At 62.0% G+C, this 14,789-nt stretch carries 14 protein-coding genes; 3 read left to right on the forward strand and 11 right to left on the reverse strand.

The genetic code is table 11. From position 1 onward, the window contains the following. Positions 1-58: 58 nt before the first annotated feature. The 5 genes from ACSQ3I_RS20815 to ACSQ3I_RS20835 are packed head-to-tail and all read right to left on the reverse strand — an operon-like array spanning position 59 to position 5,022. On the reverse strand, positions 59-1,129 hold the full coding sequence (locus tag ACSQ3I_RS20815) for a DUF2218 domain-containing protein (protein ID WP_436001987.1): 1,071 nt from the start codon (positions 1,127-1,129) through the stop codon (positions 59-61). Next, entirely contained in the window at positions 1,126-1,953 is an 828-nt protein-coding gene (locus ACSQ3I_RS20820) for an ABC transporter ATP-binding protein (RefSeq protein ID WP_436001989.1), read from the reverse strand. Before ACSQ3I_RS20820 ends, ACSQ3I_RS20815 begins: the two co-directional genes overlap by 4 nt. Further along, positions 1,953-2,990 (reverse strand): FecCD family ABC transporter permease, encoded by a 1,038-nt coding sequence (locus ACSQ3I_RS20825; RefSeq protein WP_436001991.1) that lies wholly within the window; start codon positions 2,988-2,990, stop codon positions 1,953-1,955. Before ACSQ3I_RS20825 ends, ACSQ3I_RS20820 begins: the two co-directional genes overlap by 1 nt. Further along, complete coding sequence (locus ACSQ3I_RS20830) at positions 2,987-4,030, reverse strand: FecCD family ABC transporter permease (protein WP_436001993.1); 1,044 nt, start codon at positions 4,028-4,030, stop codon at positions 2,987-2,989. The genes ACSQ3I_RS20825 and ACSQ3I_RS20830 overlap by 4 nt, the downstream gene beginning before the upstream one ends. After that, the gene (locus tag ACSQ3I_RS20835; protein WP_436001995.1) at positions 4,027-5,022 is read right to left on the reverse strand and encodes an iron-siderophore ABC transporter substrate-binding protein; all 996 of its coding nucleotides are present in this window, start codon (positions 5,020-5,022) and stop codon (positions 4,027-4,029) included. Before ACSQ3I_RS20835 ends, ACSQ3I_RS20830 begins: the two co-directional genes overlap by 4 nt. Positions 5,023-5,347: 325 nt before the next feature. Here ACSQ3I_RS20835 and ACSQ3I_RS20840 point away from each other — a divergent pair, with 325 nt between their 5' ends. Continuing rightward, complete coding sequence (locus ACSQ3I_RS20840) at positions 5,348-7,480, forward strand: TonB-dependent siderophore receptor (protein WP_436001997.1); 2,133 nt, start codon at positions 5,348-5,350, stop codon at positions 7,478-7,480. 84 nt (positions 7,481-7,564) lie between these two features. Here ACSQ3I_RS20840 and ACSQ3I_RS20845 read toward each other — a convergent pair whose 3' ends face one another. Further along, positions 7,565-8,458 carry a helix-turn-helix domain-containing protein gene (locus ACSQ3I_RS20845; RefSeq protein WP_436001999.1) on the reverse strand — a complete coding sequence of 298 codons (894 nt, stop codon included), beginning with the start codon at positions 8,456-8,458 and terminating at the stop codon, positions 7,565-7,567. 311 nt (positions 8,459-8,769) lie between these two features. Here ACSQ3I_RS20845 and ACSQ3I_RS20850 point away from each other — a divergent pair, with 311 nt between their 5' ends. Next, complete coding sequence (locus ACSQ3I_RS20850) at positions 8,770-10,206, forward strand: aldehyde dehydrogenase family protein (protein WP_436002001.1); 1,437 nt, start codon at positions 8,770-8,772, stop codon at positions 10,204-10,206. Positions 10,207-10,272: 66 nt separating this feature from the next. Here the strand turns inward: ACSQ3I_RS20850 and ACSQ3I_RS20855 are convergent, their stop codons facing one another. After that, positions 10,273-11,244 (reverse strand): flagellin, encoded by a 972-nt coding sequence (locus ACSQ3I_RS20855; RefSeq protein WP_436002003.1) that lies wholly within the window; start codon positions 11,242-11,244, stop codon positions 10,273-10,275. Positions 11,245-11,466: 222 nt separating this feature from the next. Between ACSQ3I_RS20855 and ACSQ3I_RS20860 the strand changes: the two genes are divergently transcribed. Further along, a complete protein-coding gene (locus tag ACSQ3I_RS20860; protein ID WP_436002005.1) occupies positions 11,467-11,643 on the forward strand; it encodes a hypothetical protein in 177 nt (58 codons plus the stop codon). Positions 11,644-11,680: 37 nt separating this feature from the next. On the opposite strand, the gene ACSQ3I_RS20865 is transcribed toward ACSQ3I_RS20860, so the two are convergent. The 4 genes from ACSQ3I_RS20865 to ACSQ3I_RS20880 form a co-directional block, all read right to left on the reverse strand. Continuing rightward, on the reverse strand, positions 11,681-12,463 hold the full coding sequence (locus ACSQ3I_RS20865) for an SDR family NAD(P)-dependent oxidoreductase (RefSeq protein WP_436002007.1): 783 nt from the start codon (positions 12,461-12,463) through the stop codon (positions 11,681-11,683). Positions 12,464-12,465: 2 nt separating this feature from the next. Further along, positions 12,466-13,485 (reverse strand): zinc-binding alcohol dehydrogenase family protein, encoded by a 1,020-nt coding sequence (locus ACSQ3I_RS20870; protein ID WP_436002009.1) that lies wholly within the window; start codon positions 13,483-13,485, stop codon positions 12,466-12,468. Then, entirely contained in the window at positions 13,482-14,189 is a 708-nt protein-coding gene (locus ACSQ3I_RS20875) for a FadR/GntR family transcriptional regulator (RefSeq protein ID WP_436002011.1), read from the reverse strand. The genes ACSQ3I_RS20870 and ACSQ3I_RS20875 overlap by 4 nt, the downstream gene beginning before the upstream one ends. Before the next feature lie 133 nt (positions 14,190-14,322). After that, the gene (locus ACSQ3I_RS20880) at positions 14,323-14,664 is read right to left on the reverse strand and encodes a YciI family protein (RefSeq protein ID WP_436002013.1); all 342 of its coding nucleotides are present in this window, start codon (positions 14,662-14,664) and stop codon (positions 14,323-14,325) included. Positions 14,665-14,789 lie beyond the last annotated feature (125 nt).

Genomic DNA, 14,789 nt, shown 5'->3' on the forward strand with positions numbered 1-14,789 from the left:
AGCGGCGCGGTTATCGCCAATGGCGGCCTCGGTTTTGCCGGGTTACGCTCCGCGAAGCCTATTCGCTCGCGGTTGTCCGCTCCCAGTACCAGGCGACATACATCTTGTCCCGGTCATGCTTGCGGGCCTTCAGCAGGGAGCGAACGGCGCGCACATCGTCCTTTTCGCATGCGACCCAGACGAAGGTATCGTCATCGGCAGCGACGATTGCCGCCTTGATGGTGTCCGCGAGTACGCTTGTGGAGTTAGCCGGGTAGTCGACGCGATGCAGCCAGCGGACATCGAGCGAACCAGCCGAGGACAGCGGCTGTTCTTCCGCCGCATCCTGCACTTCGATGATCGCCTGTATCCGCGTACCGACAGGCACTTCGGCGGCGATGCGGATGATGGCGGGAAGCGCGCTTTCGTCACCGGTCAAAAGAATCTTCTCCGCCTTGGGCAGGCTGCCGCCACCGGGGCCAAGCAGCGCCAGCTTTTCGCCGGGCTGTGCATCCCGGGCGAAATCGGCGCCGGGTGTGGCGATGCCGGGGGCCGGGTGCTGCAGGAAATCGACCCACAATTCGCGGCGCTCCACATCGATGGCGCGGATGGTGTAGACGCGTACCAGGAGTTCGTCCTCGCCTTCAGGCCAAGCGACCCGGCCATCTTCCTTCAAACCCGGCCAGACCGGCGTGCGGCCCTTCGGGGGAACCAGCAGGCGCACATGCATGTCGCCGCCGATGAACGGCGTGACATCGGCGCAGGTGAACTTCACCCGTCGCATATGCGGCGTGACATCCTCGGCGGAAACCACTGTAATCTCATGGAGGTTCGGCAGCATCTGCGCCGATGCCGGCTCGGACCATGTCAGCTCCAGCGGGTCCTCGCCGGCGAAATAGAACAGGTGTTCGGCCACGCTGGTGCGGCTCATCTGCAGCAGCATTTCGGAGAACGAGGTCAGTTCGATAAACAGCTTGCCGTCCTGCAGCCGGATGTTTGCATGCCCGGCCTTGCTCGTCATCGACGCAAGATTGCCGTCCCGCTGGACATCGCCATGCTCGATGAAATGCTCGCAGATCTCGTCGAGCATGCTTGCGGCATCCTTCGGCAGAGCGACGCCCGAAACTTTGAATGTCTGAACTGTGTTCACGACCGTTCCTCCTTGAGATCTGTTGGTGTTTTCATGCGGTGACGGCCGATGGGCAACATGATCGGTCGGCCCGAGGTCGGGTCCGGGATGATCTGGCTTTCAAGCCCGAAGACCTTTCGCACGTTTTCCTGCGTCAGCACCTCTTCCGGCCTGCCGGCAATATGGATGCGCCCTTCGGTCATCGCCACGAGATAGTCGGCATAACGTGCTGCAAGGTTGAGATCGTGCAGCACCATGGCGACCGTGGTGCCGCGGGACTGGTTGAGATCCGTCAAAAGGTCCAGGACTTCGACCTGGTGGTTGATGTCGAGGAAGGTCGTCGGTTCGTCGAGCAGCAGGATGTCCGTTTCCTGCGCCAGCGCCATGGCGATCCAGACCCGCTGCCGCTGGCCGCCGGAGAGTTCGTCCACCGGCCGTTCCGCGAGGTCGACGATCTTGGTGGCGGTCAGGGCGTTGGCCACCGCTTCGTCGTCCCGCTGTGTCCAGCGCGAAAAAAGCCCCTGATGCGGATGCCGGCCGCGGCTGACGAGGTCGGCCACGGTGATCCCTTCGGGCGCGATCGGCGATTGCGGCAGCAGGCCGAGGGTGCGGGCCAGTTCCTTGGACGGCGTGCGGTGGATCGACTTGCCGTCGAGCAACACTTCGCCGCGGTTGGGCGACAGCAGGCGGGACATGACGCGCAGCAGCGTGGATTTTCCGCAGGCATTGGCGCCGACGATCACGGTGATCTTGCCGGGCGGCACTGCCAGGTCCAGCCCTTGCAGGATGTCGGTGTCGCCGTAACCGGCCGAAAGCCTGTTGGCGGTAAGGGAGCGGACAGTCATCACGAACCTCCGATGCGGTTGACGCGCACGATGAGGAAAATCAGGTAGGGGGCGCCGAGCGCACCGGTCAGCACGCCGACCGGATAGCGGCTGGGCAGCAGAAACTGACCGGCATAATCGCCGGCAAGCACCAGCAGCGCGCCGATCAGGGCGGACGGGATCAGCGAAGACCCGCTGTTTGCGGTGATGCGGGCGGCGATCGGGCCTGACAGGAAGGCGACGAAGGCGATCGGCCCCGTTACCGCCGTTGCCGTGGCGATCATGCCGACGGCCGAGATCATCACCAGAACCCGCGTGCCGGCAACACGAACGCCGAGCGCTGCCGCCATGTCGTCGCCGAGCCGCAAGGCTTCGAGATCGCGGGCGCGGCTCAAGAGGAGGCCGCCGAAGATAACCAGCGCCATGAAAAGCGGAAGCGCCTGGCCGATCTGGGCGCCGTTGACGCTGCCGGTCAGCCAGCGCATCGCTTCCTGCAGGTTCCAGGCCGGCGCCTGCGAGAGGATGTAGGCGGTAAAACTTTCCAGCATGGCCGAAACGCCGATGCCGACGAGAATCAGTCGCGTGCCGGCGACGCCGTTCTTGAAGGAAAGGCCGTAGACCATCATCGCGACGCCGAGGCCGGCGGTCACGGCGAAGATCGATACCAGCGGCCCTTTCAGGGACAGGGCGACAATGGCGAAGACGGCCGCCGCGCTGGCGCCGGCACTGATGCCGATGATATCGGGGCTGGCGAGCGGATTGCGCAGCATGGTCTGGAAGGCGGCGCCGGCAAGGCCGAAGCTCAGCCCGGCAAGCACGGACAGCACGGCGCGCGGCAACCGCAATTGTCCGACGGTAAAGACCGTCGCCGGCAGGCTGTCGCCGAACAGCATGCGGAGAATTTCTCCGGGCGGCGTGAACGACTGGCCAAGCATCAGCGTCAGGGAGAAGATCGCGCCGACGAGCGCCAGCAGGGCGGTGATGACCAGTATACGTCGGCTGCCGCGGCGGCTGCGATTGTCGGCGATGCGGCGAAGAGTGGCGGCGGATTTGGTCATAGTTCCCGCACCCTCTGCCGCCGGACGATCCAGATGAAGAAGGGTGCGCCAAGGAAGGCCGTGACGATGCCGACATCGAGTTCGGCCGGCCGGGCGATGATGCGGCCGAGGATATCGGCCGCCAGAAGCAGGCTGGCACCGCCGAGCGCCGACAGCGGCAATAGCCAACGGTGATCGACACCGGAGAGCAGGCGGCTGAGATGCGGCACGACCAGGCCGAGAAAGCCGATAGGTCCGCACACCGCCGTTGTGGCACCGCAGAGCAGAATCGCGCCGAACGAGGCCGAGGCGCGGGCAAAGGCCACCCGTTCACCAAGCCCGGCCGCCAGTTCGTCGCCCAGCGCCAGCGAATTCAGTTTTTTGGCGGACAGGAGGCTGATAGCAAAGCCGGCCAGCAGAAACGGCAGGACGGGGAGAATGCGGTCGAAGGTGGCTCCGCCGACGCCGCCGATCTGCCAAGAACGGACGCCGCCGGCGATATCGCCGCGCGGCAGCACCACGGCAATCACCATCGATGCGAAGGCGACGGATGTCGCGGCACCTGCAAGCGCCAGCTTCAGCGGCGTGGCGCCGCCGCGCCCCAGCGAGCCGATGGTATAGACGAACACCGCCGTGCATCCGGCGCCGAGGATTGCCGTCCAGATATAGGCGTTGGCCGACGTCATGTCGAACCACGCAACGCCGATGACGACGGCAAGCGAAGCGCCGATGTTGACGCCGAGAATGCCGGGATCGGCCAACGGATTGCGCGTCACGCCCTGCATGACCGCCCCGGCGAGGCCGAGCGCCGCGCCGGCGAGCAGGGCGAGCACGGTGCGCGGGATGCGCAGTGCCACGGCTGCCTGGCCGATCGTTTCGAGCTTCCCCGACAGCGCTGCAAGAATATCCGCCCAGGCAACGTCGCGCGTTCCGACCGTGACGGACAGGGCGCACAACGCCGCAAGCAGCACGACCAGTCCCGCCAGAAACAGACTGCGATTCTGGTTCGACCGCCCCGGAATGGCCGGTCTGCGGGCGGGCAGCGGCATGGCGTCCTTCATCGGGATTTTCCGGCCGCCTCCGCAAGCAGGGCAACGTAGTCCTTCAGCACCCACGGAATGGAAAGCGGCGTCGGATTGGCCGCGGTGCCGACCGGGTTGCGGCCAAGGACGACAAGCGCGCCGTTGCCGACGGCAGGCATCCGCGATGTCAGCGGGTTGGCGGCCAGCGAATCGAGCAGCTTGCGGTCGCCATAGGTGACGAGAATATCGACATCGTCGAATTCATCGATGCGCTCGGCGCTGATCGAGCCGGAAAATTTCCCCGGTACCGAGGCCGTCGTAACGCTCTTGGGCGCCTTGAGGCCGAGATCGGCGAAGAATTTCACCCGCGTGTCGTTCGTCGTGTAGAAATTGACGACGCTCAGATCCGAGGCGTTGAGATGGGTGATGAACATCGCCGACTTGTCGTGAAGTTCGGGATGGCCGGCCACCGTCTGGGCGATGTCGGCTTCGATCTTCTTGATCAGCGCCTCGCCTTCCGTCGCCATGCCGAGGCCGAGGCTGTTGAAACGGATCATCTCGCGCCAGTCCGTCGACCAGGGAGCCTCGGGATAAGCGACGACGGGAGCGATCTGGCTCAGCGTATCGTAGTCGGCCTGGCTGAGGCCGGAATAGGCGGCCAGGATGACATCCGGGCCGGTCGCGGCGACTGCCTCGAAATCGATGCCGTCGCCTTCGTCGAACAGGACCGGTTTTTCAGCGGGATGTTGCACCAGCTTTTCGGCCACCCACGGCAAGATGCCGTCGCCGTCGTCATCGCCAAAATTGGCTGCTGCAAAACCCACGGGCACGATGCCGAGCGCCAGCGGCACTTCGTGATTGGCCCAGGCGACCGTCGCCACCCGCACCGGCTTCTTCTCGATGATCGTCGTGCCGAGCGCATGCTTGATGACGATGGGATAGGTCGTCTCGTCGCCTGCCGAGGCGCTGCCGGATGCAAATGCCAAGACGAATGCCGCCACCTGCATGACAGAAAAAATGAACCGCAGCATTGCGCAAACCCTGCCTGACGTTTTTAAGTGGACCTCCAGTCTCAGGTTCATTAAGCGACGTCAACAGGAATGCCGCGCTGGCGGTGGACTGTGTTGAGATTTCCGTTGGATCCTACAAAACGCTGGAAATCTACAATACTGGATGCCAACGCTCAAGTTAAGAACAGGGCCGGGGACAATCAAACCGTGGTGATGGCGGCCGCCAGTGTCGGGAGACGAACTTCCGTTGGTGTGGCTCGGCCGGCAACGCGTGTGCCGCGACGGTCCCCGAACTCGGCGCCGGCCAGACGCCGAAATAATCCTATTTAACTTATGGAACGTGAACATGGATATCGAAAGAACAAGCGGTCATCGGAGACAGCCCCCCATCCGCTACCGGAATGCGGTCCTGCTGGGTTGTACGGCGCTTGTCGCTTTCGCCCCGAGCCTTTCCTCCGGCCAGGAGGCTGCGGCAGGCTCCGACACGGCGCTCAAGCCGATCGTCCTGGAGGAAAAGAGCGGCCGGGTCGACGTCGATAACGACGCGAAGTCGATCGTCGCGACCAAGACCACGAGCGGCAGCAAGATCCCGACGGATATCCTCGTCACGCCGGCATCGGTTTCGGTGATCACCTCGAAGGAAATCCAGCAGCGCGGTGCCCAGGATGTCGAGCAGGTGATCCAGTACACCTCCGGCGTTGCGACCGACTTTTACGGCTCGGACGACCGTTTCGACTACTTCAAGATCCGCGGTTTCGATGCCTATATCTACCGTGACGGCTTGACGCTCGGCGACCCCTTTGGCGCGATCCGCGACGAACCCTATGCGTTCGAGCGCGTCGAGGTGCTCAAGGGCGCCAGCTCGACCATCTTCGGCGTTTCCGATCCGGGCGGTTCTGTGAACTACGTCACCAAGCTGCCGAAGAGCGAGCGTTTCGGCGAAGCCTTCCTCACCGGCGGTTCCTTTAGCCGCCGTGAAGGCGGTTTCGATTTCGGCGACAACATCACCGAAGACGATACGCTGTCCTATCGCCTGACCGGCAAGATCCGCAAAGCCGACGACGAATACGATTATTCGCAGGACGACGAGAAGTTCCTGATGGGCGGCCTCACCTGGCGCCCGACGGACATGACCACGCTCAGCGTCGTCTATGACCATCTGGACCGCGATGGCGTCGCCGGCGGCGGTGGCCATCCGGTGGGCTCCGACTTCGAAAGAAGCCGCTTCTTCGGCGAACCCGACTACAACTACCGCGACGTCGATCGCGATACGCTCAGCGTCATGTTCGACCACGATTTCGGTTCCGGCCTGACTTTCAGCGCCAATGCGCGCTACAGCGACGGCAAGAGCAATTTCGGCTACGCCTACATCGCCGCGACGCCGACCGATGGCTCGACGATTGCAAGGCGTGACTATTTCGGCAACGACAGTTCGGCCGAAAACTTCATCATCGATGCCCGGCTGCAATATGACACGAGCTTCGAGGCGATCGACAGCAAGACCCTGGTCGGTGTGCAATACAATGCGTTGAACTCGACCAATGACAGCTTTTACGGCGCGGCACCCAGCATTGACTGGATGAACCCGGTCTATTCGGGCGCACCGGCATCGGTTCCGCTCTATCAGAGCCTGAAGAACGACCAGAAGACCAAGGCCCTCTACGTCCAGCAAGACCTGACCTTCTCCGACAAGCTGATCGCCAGCATCGGCCTGCGCAACGACTGGCTCGATTTCGAGCAGACCAACAACCTCCGCGGCACGACGACCGAGGCGGATCTCAGCGAGCTCACCAAGCGCGCCGGCCTGACCTACAAGTTCACCGACGAGTTTGCCACCTATGTGAGTTATGCCGAATCCGTGCTGCCGCCCTCGCTGACCCTCGATCCCGAGCGCGGCGAGCAGTGGGAAGCCGGCGTGAAATATCGGCCTGATGCGTTTCCCGCCCTCTTCAGCGCTGCGGTCTACGATCTGACCAAGACCAATATCACCCGCACCAACCCGGCGACCAACATGCAGGAAACCATTGGTGAAGTCCGGGTTCGCGGCGTCGATCTGGAGGCGAAGGCGGAGGTGACCGACAATGTCAGCCTGACTGCCTCCTACTCCTACATGATGTCCGAGATCGTCGAGAACGGCACGGGCGGCAACGAGGGCAACGAACTGTCCTTCGTGCCGAACCACCTGGCTTCGCTGTGGGTGAACTACATGCTTCCCGGCGAAGGCATGCGCGGCGACATGAATTTCGGCCTCGGAGCGCGTGTCTCGGGCGCCTATTACTTCAACGACGCCAACACCCAGTCGACCGGCGCAAACATCGCTTTCGATGCGGCCTTCAGCTACAAGATCCGGCCGAACACCGCTTTCGAAGTCAATGTCAGCAACTTGTTCGACGAGAAGCACGTGGCGTACGGCGGCTTTGGCGCCGACTGGTACAATCCGGGCCGCGCGGTCTACGCAACGATCCGCCAGACCTGGTAATCGACCCGTCCCGTCCGCACTCCGTTGCGGGCGGGACTTATTCTGTCACGATGCGAGGGTATCTGCCGCGTACCGCGATTGCGGTCACAGCAGTTGCTGGATCCGGCGCCAGGCGGCGGGTGTGTCGCCGGCGATCTGGCGGAACGTCTTCGTCAGGTGCGCCTGATCGGAAAAGCCGAGTTGTGCCGCGATATCGGCGACGGAAAGATTGCTTTCCAGCAAGAGTTTCTTGGCGCGGTCGATGCGCTTGGCCAGCTGCCATTGCAGTGGCGTGCTGCCGGTGGTCTGCCTGAAGACGTTGGCGAACCAGCTTTCCGAGAGCCCGACCGTAGAGGCCATCTCGGCAATCGTCATCCGATAGTCGCCGTGGACGTCGATGCGGGTCAGCAGCTTGTTCATCTGTGCCTGCGTCAACCGGCCATTGGCGGTCTTGCTGTCGTCGTCGGGAATGTCGAGAAGGCCGGTGACGATGCTGCCGACGAGGTTCTCCCCGTAGACGGCATGTTTGGACGGCTCGGATATTTCATCGACCAGCAGGCCGGCCAGCGTCTGGATGGCGCCGAGATCCTGGATTTCCACCGGCCGGCGCAAGGCCGTCATCGCCGCGGACGTGCCGACGGATGGCGACAGGAACCGCAAGAGCCGGTCCTTGTGCATATGCAGGTTGAGGTGCGAGAACCGGTGCTTGGATTTGCTGGTCGTCCACATCGGCATGCCGGCGGGCACATAGACCGCACGCGTCATCGGGCGGGAATGGCGGGAGAACTCGCCGTCCTGGTTGGAAATCTGCACGCGGGACGAAACGTCGTTAAAGAAGATCATGATGCGCGGATCGTCCGCCAGGTAATATCCCTTGGCGCCGGACTGGCTCTCCGCTTCCCAGAAAACACCGACCATCCCGTCGAAACGACGCCATTTTACCGGCGCGACGACCTTGATGCCTTCCGTATGCCAATCCATGGAGTGCCAGTAACTCAACCTTATATTCCACTCTTGCTTGGCATCAATGATTACGCCCGGAGGTCGCCGGAAGCAGTTAGTCCCGGGGTTCAAACCAAGTCAAACCCCGAATATAATATGACTATTATAATCATGTTTTTGTCGATTGACAAGGCGCGTGACCCGCTGCGCCGGCAAACCCGCTCGTGGAACCGGGCAGGCTGAAGCCTGTCTGTCTCGAGAAAGCAATCATCAAAATAATTCAAACCGCTCGCACTTGCTTTCTGATCTGTTAAAAGCAAGCATCCGTCGAAACAGCGGTATGCACGGAGCAGAGCAAAGGAAGCGTCATGTTCGAAAAGCGGCAGTTCTACATCAATGGCCAGTGGGTCGACCCGATCAAGAAACACGACTATTTCGTCATCAACCCGTCGACGGAAGAGCCTTGCGCTCTGATCTCCCTCGGTTCGGATGAAGACACGGATGCGGCGGTCAGCGCGGCCAAGGCCGCGTTCCCGAGCTGGGCGGCGACGGCGCCCGCGGAGCGCAAGCGGTATGTCGAGGCGATTCTCGCGGAGTTCGACCGGCGCCGGCAGGAAATGGCCGAAGCCATTTCGATCGAGATGGGCGCGCCCATCGATTTCTCCTTCTCCGCCCAGGCGGGCTGCCTCGACTGGCACCTGAAGAATTTCCTCGTCGCCTTCGACGAAATCCAGTGGCTGAAGCCGCTCAATTCCAGTTCGCCGGGCAACATGGTGGCACAGGAGCCGATCGGCGTCGTCGGTCTCATCACCCCGTGGAACTGGCCGATGAACCAGGTGACGCTGAAGGTCATCCCGGCGATGCTCGCCGGCTGCACCTGCGTGCTCAAGCCTTCCGAGGAAGCGCCGCTGTCCTCGATGCTGTTTGCGGAATTCGTGCATGACGCCGGCGTTCCGGCGGGCGTGTTCAACCTCGTCAATGGCGACGGTGTCGGCGTCGGTACGCGCCTGTCGTCGCATCCGGATGTCGAGATGATCTCGTTCACCGGCTCGACACGCGCCGGCCGCGCCATTTCCAAGGCAGCTGCCGAGACCTTGAAGCGCGTGACGCTCGAACTTGGTGGCAAGGGCGCCAATCTGGTCTTTGCCGACGCTGACGATGCGGCCGTGGAACGCGGCGTTCGCCACATGATGTCGAATTCCGGCCAGTCCTGCAACGCGCCGTCGCGCATGCTCGTCGAACGTCCGCTTTATGACCGGGCGGTGCAGATTGCGGCAGACGTCGCAAACTCGATCACCGTCGGCCCCGCTTCCGAGCACGGCAACCATATCGGCCCGGTGGTCAACAAGCGCCAGTGGGAGCAGATCCAGGGTTACATCGAAAAGGGCATCGAAGAGGGCGGCCGTGTCGTTGCCGGCGGCCCCGGCCTGCCGCAGCATCTCAACCGCGGCTATTACGTCCGCCCGACGGTGTTCGCCGACGTCAAGCCCGGCATGACGATCGAGCGTGAGGAGATCTTCGGACCGGTGCTGGCGATCATGCCGTTCGACAGCGAGGAAGAGGCGGTGCATATCGCCAACGACACGCCGTACGGTCTTACCAGCTATGTCCAGACCCAGGACGCTTCGCGCCGCAACCGCCTGTCCCTCCAGCTGAAGGCCGGCATGATCGAAATGAACGGCCAGGCCCGCGCTGCCGGCTCCTTCTTCGGCGGCGTCAAGGCGTCGGGCCGCGCTCGTGAGGGTGGCGTCTGGGGCATCGAGGAATTCCTCGAAAGCAAGGCAATCTCTGGCTGGGCCGACTGATCCGGCTGCCACCGGCACCGATTTGGAACGAGATGGATGGACCCGCTTTGCGGGTCCATCGTTTTGTCAGCTGAACAATTGCATGATGCTGTCAGCGTTGGTGTTGGCGATCTGCAGCGCCTGTATTCCGAGCTGCTGCTGCGTCTGCAGAGCTTTCAAACGCGTCGATACCTCGTTCATGTCGGCATCCACCAGTCTGCCGATGCCGCGCTCGATGGTGCCGCTCAAGTCGGATAGGAACTCGTTGGAGCGGGAAACATGACCCGACAGCGCCCCGAACATCGAGGCGACATCGGTCATACGACCGATCATCAGCTCCACGACCGTCGTCATCTCCTCGATGTGTTCGTATGGCGTCGTATCGGTGAGCGTGATTTCAGGGTGCCCCGTATGGTTACGGCCGCTGACGAGAACCCAGTCATTCGTAAAACCCTGCTGTGTCGCGAAGCCGGAATTGGTGATGATGCCGTCGCACCCGCCATCGGAAACGAGATAGAAGACATGGTCGGTGTCAAACACGGCAGTCATGTCGAACTCGATGTGCTTGATGGAGACATTGCCGTTGTTGTCTCTGACGAATGAGGCGGGCAGTTTTTTGACACCGTTCTGGGCTGGATCGGACGGGTCGTCCATCCACAGCCAGTTCTGTCCGGAAAAGGAAGAGGACGCCGCGATCGACAGCAGTTGCTGTTTGAGTTGATCCAGCTCTGTGTTGATCTTGCGTTTGTCGACGCCCGGCTCGCGTGCCGTGACGAGCTTGGCCTTGATTTCGTCCATCACATCCAATGCGTTGGACATGCCCGTATAAGCAGTGTCGAGAATTCCGGCGCTGACCGCCAATCCGTCCTGAATGGCCGAAAGGGCCTTTTTGTCGGAACGCATCGTTGTTGCGATAGACCAGTATGCGGCGTTGTCGGAGGCAGTTTTTACGCGCAGACCGGACGAGACCTGCTGCTGGACGTTTTGAAAATCGGTGTTGACGCTGCGCAGGACATTCAGTGCCGATATTGCGGCTGAATTCGTAAGGATCGAAGCCATTTTATCGCTATATATTTGATTTTACTGATTCTTACGATATTTTCCTTATGGTTTACGAAAGGTTAATTTCAGATCACTGGTTTTTGCAGTCCGTTTTTCAAGCCGAACCTCTTCACATAAAAGTTACAGACGTAACGCGGCGGATCCAATTTTGTCCTTGCTTGCTCGCCGCTCAAGTGATGTTTTTGACAAAGCATCACTGCGTTAGGATGAGAGCCGGCAATGAACATGGCCATTTCCGTATATGTCGACCAGGAGCCGGACGCCGTTCCGGATGCTGAAACGCGTGCGCAGACCATTCAGGCAACGCTGGCTATTCTGGATGCACTTTGGTTCGGATATGACGAAGCCGATCGGACGGCGACCTCATCGCCAGGCCCCGACGCCGTTCCAGAGTGAAGGGCTTGCCGAAGCCAGCCCTCCGGGCTCTCGACGACTAAAAGCCGATCAGCGCGCCGCCGTCGACCACAAGGGTCTGGCCGGTGACATAACCTGCCGCCGCGGAAGATAGAAATACCGAAGCCCAGCCGATATCCTCCGGCTTGCCGACCTTGCCCATCTGGATGCGCCCGATGATCTTGTTGTAGCGTGCCGGATCGTTCGAGGTTGCGGCGCGAAACAGATCCGTGTCGATCCAGCCCGGCGCGATGCCGTTTACCCGGACATTGCGGCTGGAATATTCCGCCGACAGGCCGCGAACCACGCCGGTCAGCGCCGATTTGGCGGTGGTGTAGCCGATGACATAGGGCTGGCCGATGAACGAGGTCATCGAGGCGATGAAGATGACCGATCCGCCGCCGCGGGCGGCCTGCCCGGGGATGATGTGGCGTGTCAGTTCCAGCGCGCCGCGGACATGCACGTCGAACACGCCGTCGAGATCCTCGATCGTCTGTTCCTCGAACGGCTTCTTGATGGTGTTGCCGGCATTGTTGACGAGAATGTCCACCGGACCGCGCAGCCTTTCGACATCGGCGGCAAAGCCCTTGATGGAGGCGGTGTCGCGGAGATCGAACTGCAGTCCGTGCACATCCCCGCCGATATCTGTGGAAGCCTGCTGCAGCAGTTCGAGCCGCCGGCCGGCGATGGTGACTTTGGCGCCGGCCGCGGCCAGTGCCTTGGCGATCGCCAGGCCGAGGCCGCTGCCGCCGCCGGTGACGAGGGCGTGTTTGCCGGCAAGGCCAAAGGCCTGTTCCAGCGGTGTCGGAGAAAGGTTCGTCATTGTCAGGTCCGTTCGATGATGATTTTCAGGATGTCGCGATTGCCGTCCCAATAGGGAAGCGCCTGTTCGGCGTCCTCGAACGGGAAGACCTTCGAGATCAGCCGGTCGGCGTCGTCGCCGATGGTTTCGAGATGGGCGACGACGGCGCGGAAATCACCTGATGTCGCGTTGCGCGAGCCCATGATGTCCAGTTCCTTCAGGTTGAAGAATTGGGTCTGGTAGGTGACCGGCGCCTTGGAGTATCCGACATAGACGACACGCCCGGCAAAGCCGGCCAGTTCGATCGCCTGCGTGAACGTCGCCGGCAATCCCACCGCCTCGAAGGCGACATCGACGCCGTCGTCTTCCGTCAATTCGTTGACCGCGCGGACAAGCTCCTCGCCGCCGGCGGGCAGGGCGCGCCAGGCGCCGAATTTCAGCGCGAGGTTGCGCTTCTCCTCGCTCGGATCGATGGCGATGACGCGGGCGCCGCGCGCAACGGCGCCGATGATGACGCCCATGCCGATCATGCCGCAACCGAGAACCGCGACCGTCTCACCCGCAACGAGCCGGCTGCGGTCGACGGCATGGAAACCGACGGAAAGCGGTTCGACCAGCGCCAGATGTCGTGGTTGCAGCGTGTCGTTCAGGATCAGCTTTTCAGCCGGCAGCACGATTTCTTCGGCCAGGCCGCCATCCTGTTGCACGCCGAGCGTCTTGTTGTAACGGCAGGCGTTGAGCCGGCCCTTGCGGCAGGAGGAGCAGCGACCGCAATTGGTATAGGGCATGACGATGACGCGCCGGCCGGGCCGGTAGGCCGGATCGACACCGGGGCCGGCCGCAAGGATCTCGCCGCCGATTTCATGGCCAGGGATGCGCGGCAGCTGCACCAGCGGGTTCAATCCCTTGAAGGTATTGAGGTCGCTGCCGCACAGGCCGACATGGCGCACGCAAACCCGCACCTGGCCTTCTCCAAGCGCCGATGCCTCGATGCTGTGAAAGCGCGTGACGTTTTCTTTCTCTATCTGCAGTGCCTTGATCATGTGTCTTCCATGCCTGTTGGTTGCGGTGCGCTCTTCTGGAACGCCAGGAGCAGGTTCCGCTCGCTGTAATCGTAGTGGTCGGAGAGCGCTGCCGTGGCGGCGTCGAGCGCGCGGGCCTTCAGCGCAGCAATGATGGCGTGATGGGCCGCGGCGGTTCTTTCGCTGTTGGCGGGGTTGCTCTTGCCGATCTCCATGTAGAAGACCAGCGTGTGCGTCAGCGCCGTGTAGAGCTTCATCGCGACGCTGTTGTCGGAAATGCGGATGATCTCGTTGTGAAAGGCGAAATCGGCCAACGCCGCTTCATGCGCTGTCAGCGCCCGGTCCATATGCTCGACATGTCGTTCAAGCAGTGCCAGATCGGCGTCGGTGATCCGCTGCAACACCTGTGGCAACGCGCCAACATCCATCATGCGGCGGAAATTCAGCAGGTCCTGGCAGGTTTTCAGGCTGCGGTCGAAATACTGGTCCATGATGTGGAAGACGGCGCTGACATCGGGCGCGCAGATGCGCGGGCCGCGTTGGGTCTTTTCGATGATCCCGAAGGCTTCCAGATGGATCAGCGCCTCGCGCACCGTGTTGCGGCTGACATCCAGCCGCTCGGCGATCTGCCGTTCGTTCTGCATGAGGTCACCCGGCTTGTGGTTCTGCCGGATTTCCGTGCGCAACGCCTCGACGACGCTCTCGACTGCGCTTGTTCTGCTCACATCCACTCCTTTGGTCCAACAATAGGACCATAATTTGGAGTAGCACAGGGTATTCCAGCTGTCGAGAGCGCCGCAACCGGACCATTTCTTGAGGACCGTCAGCTATTCGCCGCCGCCCACCGAGGAGTTGTTCCTAGAAGAAAGGACGCACCTCGACCGGCGCCCGGCAGGCAATAGCCGCCTTGCGCCCCCAAGCCAGGGCTTCGTCGAGGCTTGCGACCTCCAGCACCCAGAACCCGCCGACATGCTCGGTCGTTGACAGATAGGGTCCATCGGCAACCAGGACGGTGCCATCGCCCTGTGTGCGCAGCGACTTGGCGCGGCTGACGGGCTGCAGGCCGCCGACAAAAATCCGAATACCGGCGGCGACCATTTCCTCGTTGAGGAGGTCGATATCCCGCTCCATCACGGGATCTTCTTCAGCGAATGGATCGTAGTCGTCGGGGTGATGAATGGCGACAAGGTACTGTGTCATGGAGCCTCCTGCGGCAGGAATGGGCAGAACTTTGTTTTGCCCTCGTTGCAAGGACGAACGGATCGATCGGAAGTCGACATCGCGCCGGACAAATCGACGCGCAGAATCCTATAGAATTCCCGGAC

It is taken from the genome of Rhizobium sp. LjRoot30 (assembly GCF_964253915.1).
Lineage (GTDB): Bacteria > Pseudomonadota > Alphaproteobacteria > Rhizobiales > Rhizobiaceae > Metarhizobium.

Excerpts from the sequence above, each read along its gene's own strand:
- ACSQ3I_RS20820 (WP_436001989.1), bottom strand. The coding sequence starts at position 1,953 with ATGACTGTCCGCTCCCTTACCGCCAACAGGCTTTCGGCCGGTTACGGC.
- ACSQ3I_RS20825 (WP_436001991.1), bottom strand. The coding sequence starts at position 2,990 with ATGACCAAATCCGCCGCCACTCTTCGCCGCATCGCCGACAATCGCAGC.
- ACSQ3I_RS20830 (WP_436001993.1), bottom strand. The coding sequence starts at position 4,030 with ATGAAGGACGCCATGCCGCTGCCCGCCCGCAGACCGGCCATTCCGGGG.
- ACSQ3I_RS20835 (WP_436001995.1), bottom strand. The coding sequence starts at position 5,022 with ATGCTGCGGTTCATTTTTTCTGTCATGCAGGTGGCGGCATTCGTCTTG.
- ACSQ3I_RS20840 (WP_436001997.1), top strand. The coding sequence starts at position 5,348 with ATGGATATCGAAAGAACAAGCGGTCATCGGAGACAGCCCCCCATCCGC.
- ACSQ3I_RS20850 (WP_436002001.1), top strand. The coding sequence starts at position 8,770 with ATGTTCGAAAAGCGGCAGTTCTACATCAATGGCCAGTGGGTCGACCCG.
- ACSQ3I_RS20855 (WP_436002003.1), bottom strand. The coding sequence starts at position 11,244 with ATGGCTTCGATCCTTACGAATTCAGCCGCAATATCGGCACTGAATGTC.
- ACSQ3I_RS20860 (WP_436002005.1), top strand. The coding sequence starts at position 11,467 with ATGAACATGGCCATTTCCGTATATGTCGACCAGGAGCCGGACGCCGTT.
- ACSQ3I_RS20865 (WP_436002007.1), bottom strand. The coding sequence starts at position 12,463 with ATGACGAACCTTTCTCCGACACCGCTGGAACAGGCCTTTGGCCTTGCC.
- ACSQ3I_RS20870 (WP_436002009.1), bottom strand. The coding sequence starts at position 13,485 with ATGATCAAGGCACTGCAGATAGAGAAAGAAAACGTCACGCGCTTTCAC.
- ACSQ3I_RS20880 (WP_436002013.1), bottom strand. The coding sequence starts at position 14,664 with ATGACACAGTACCTTGTCGCCATTCATCACCCCGACGACTACGATCCA.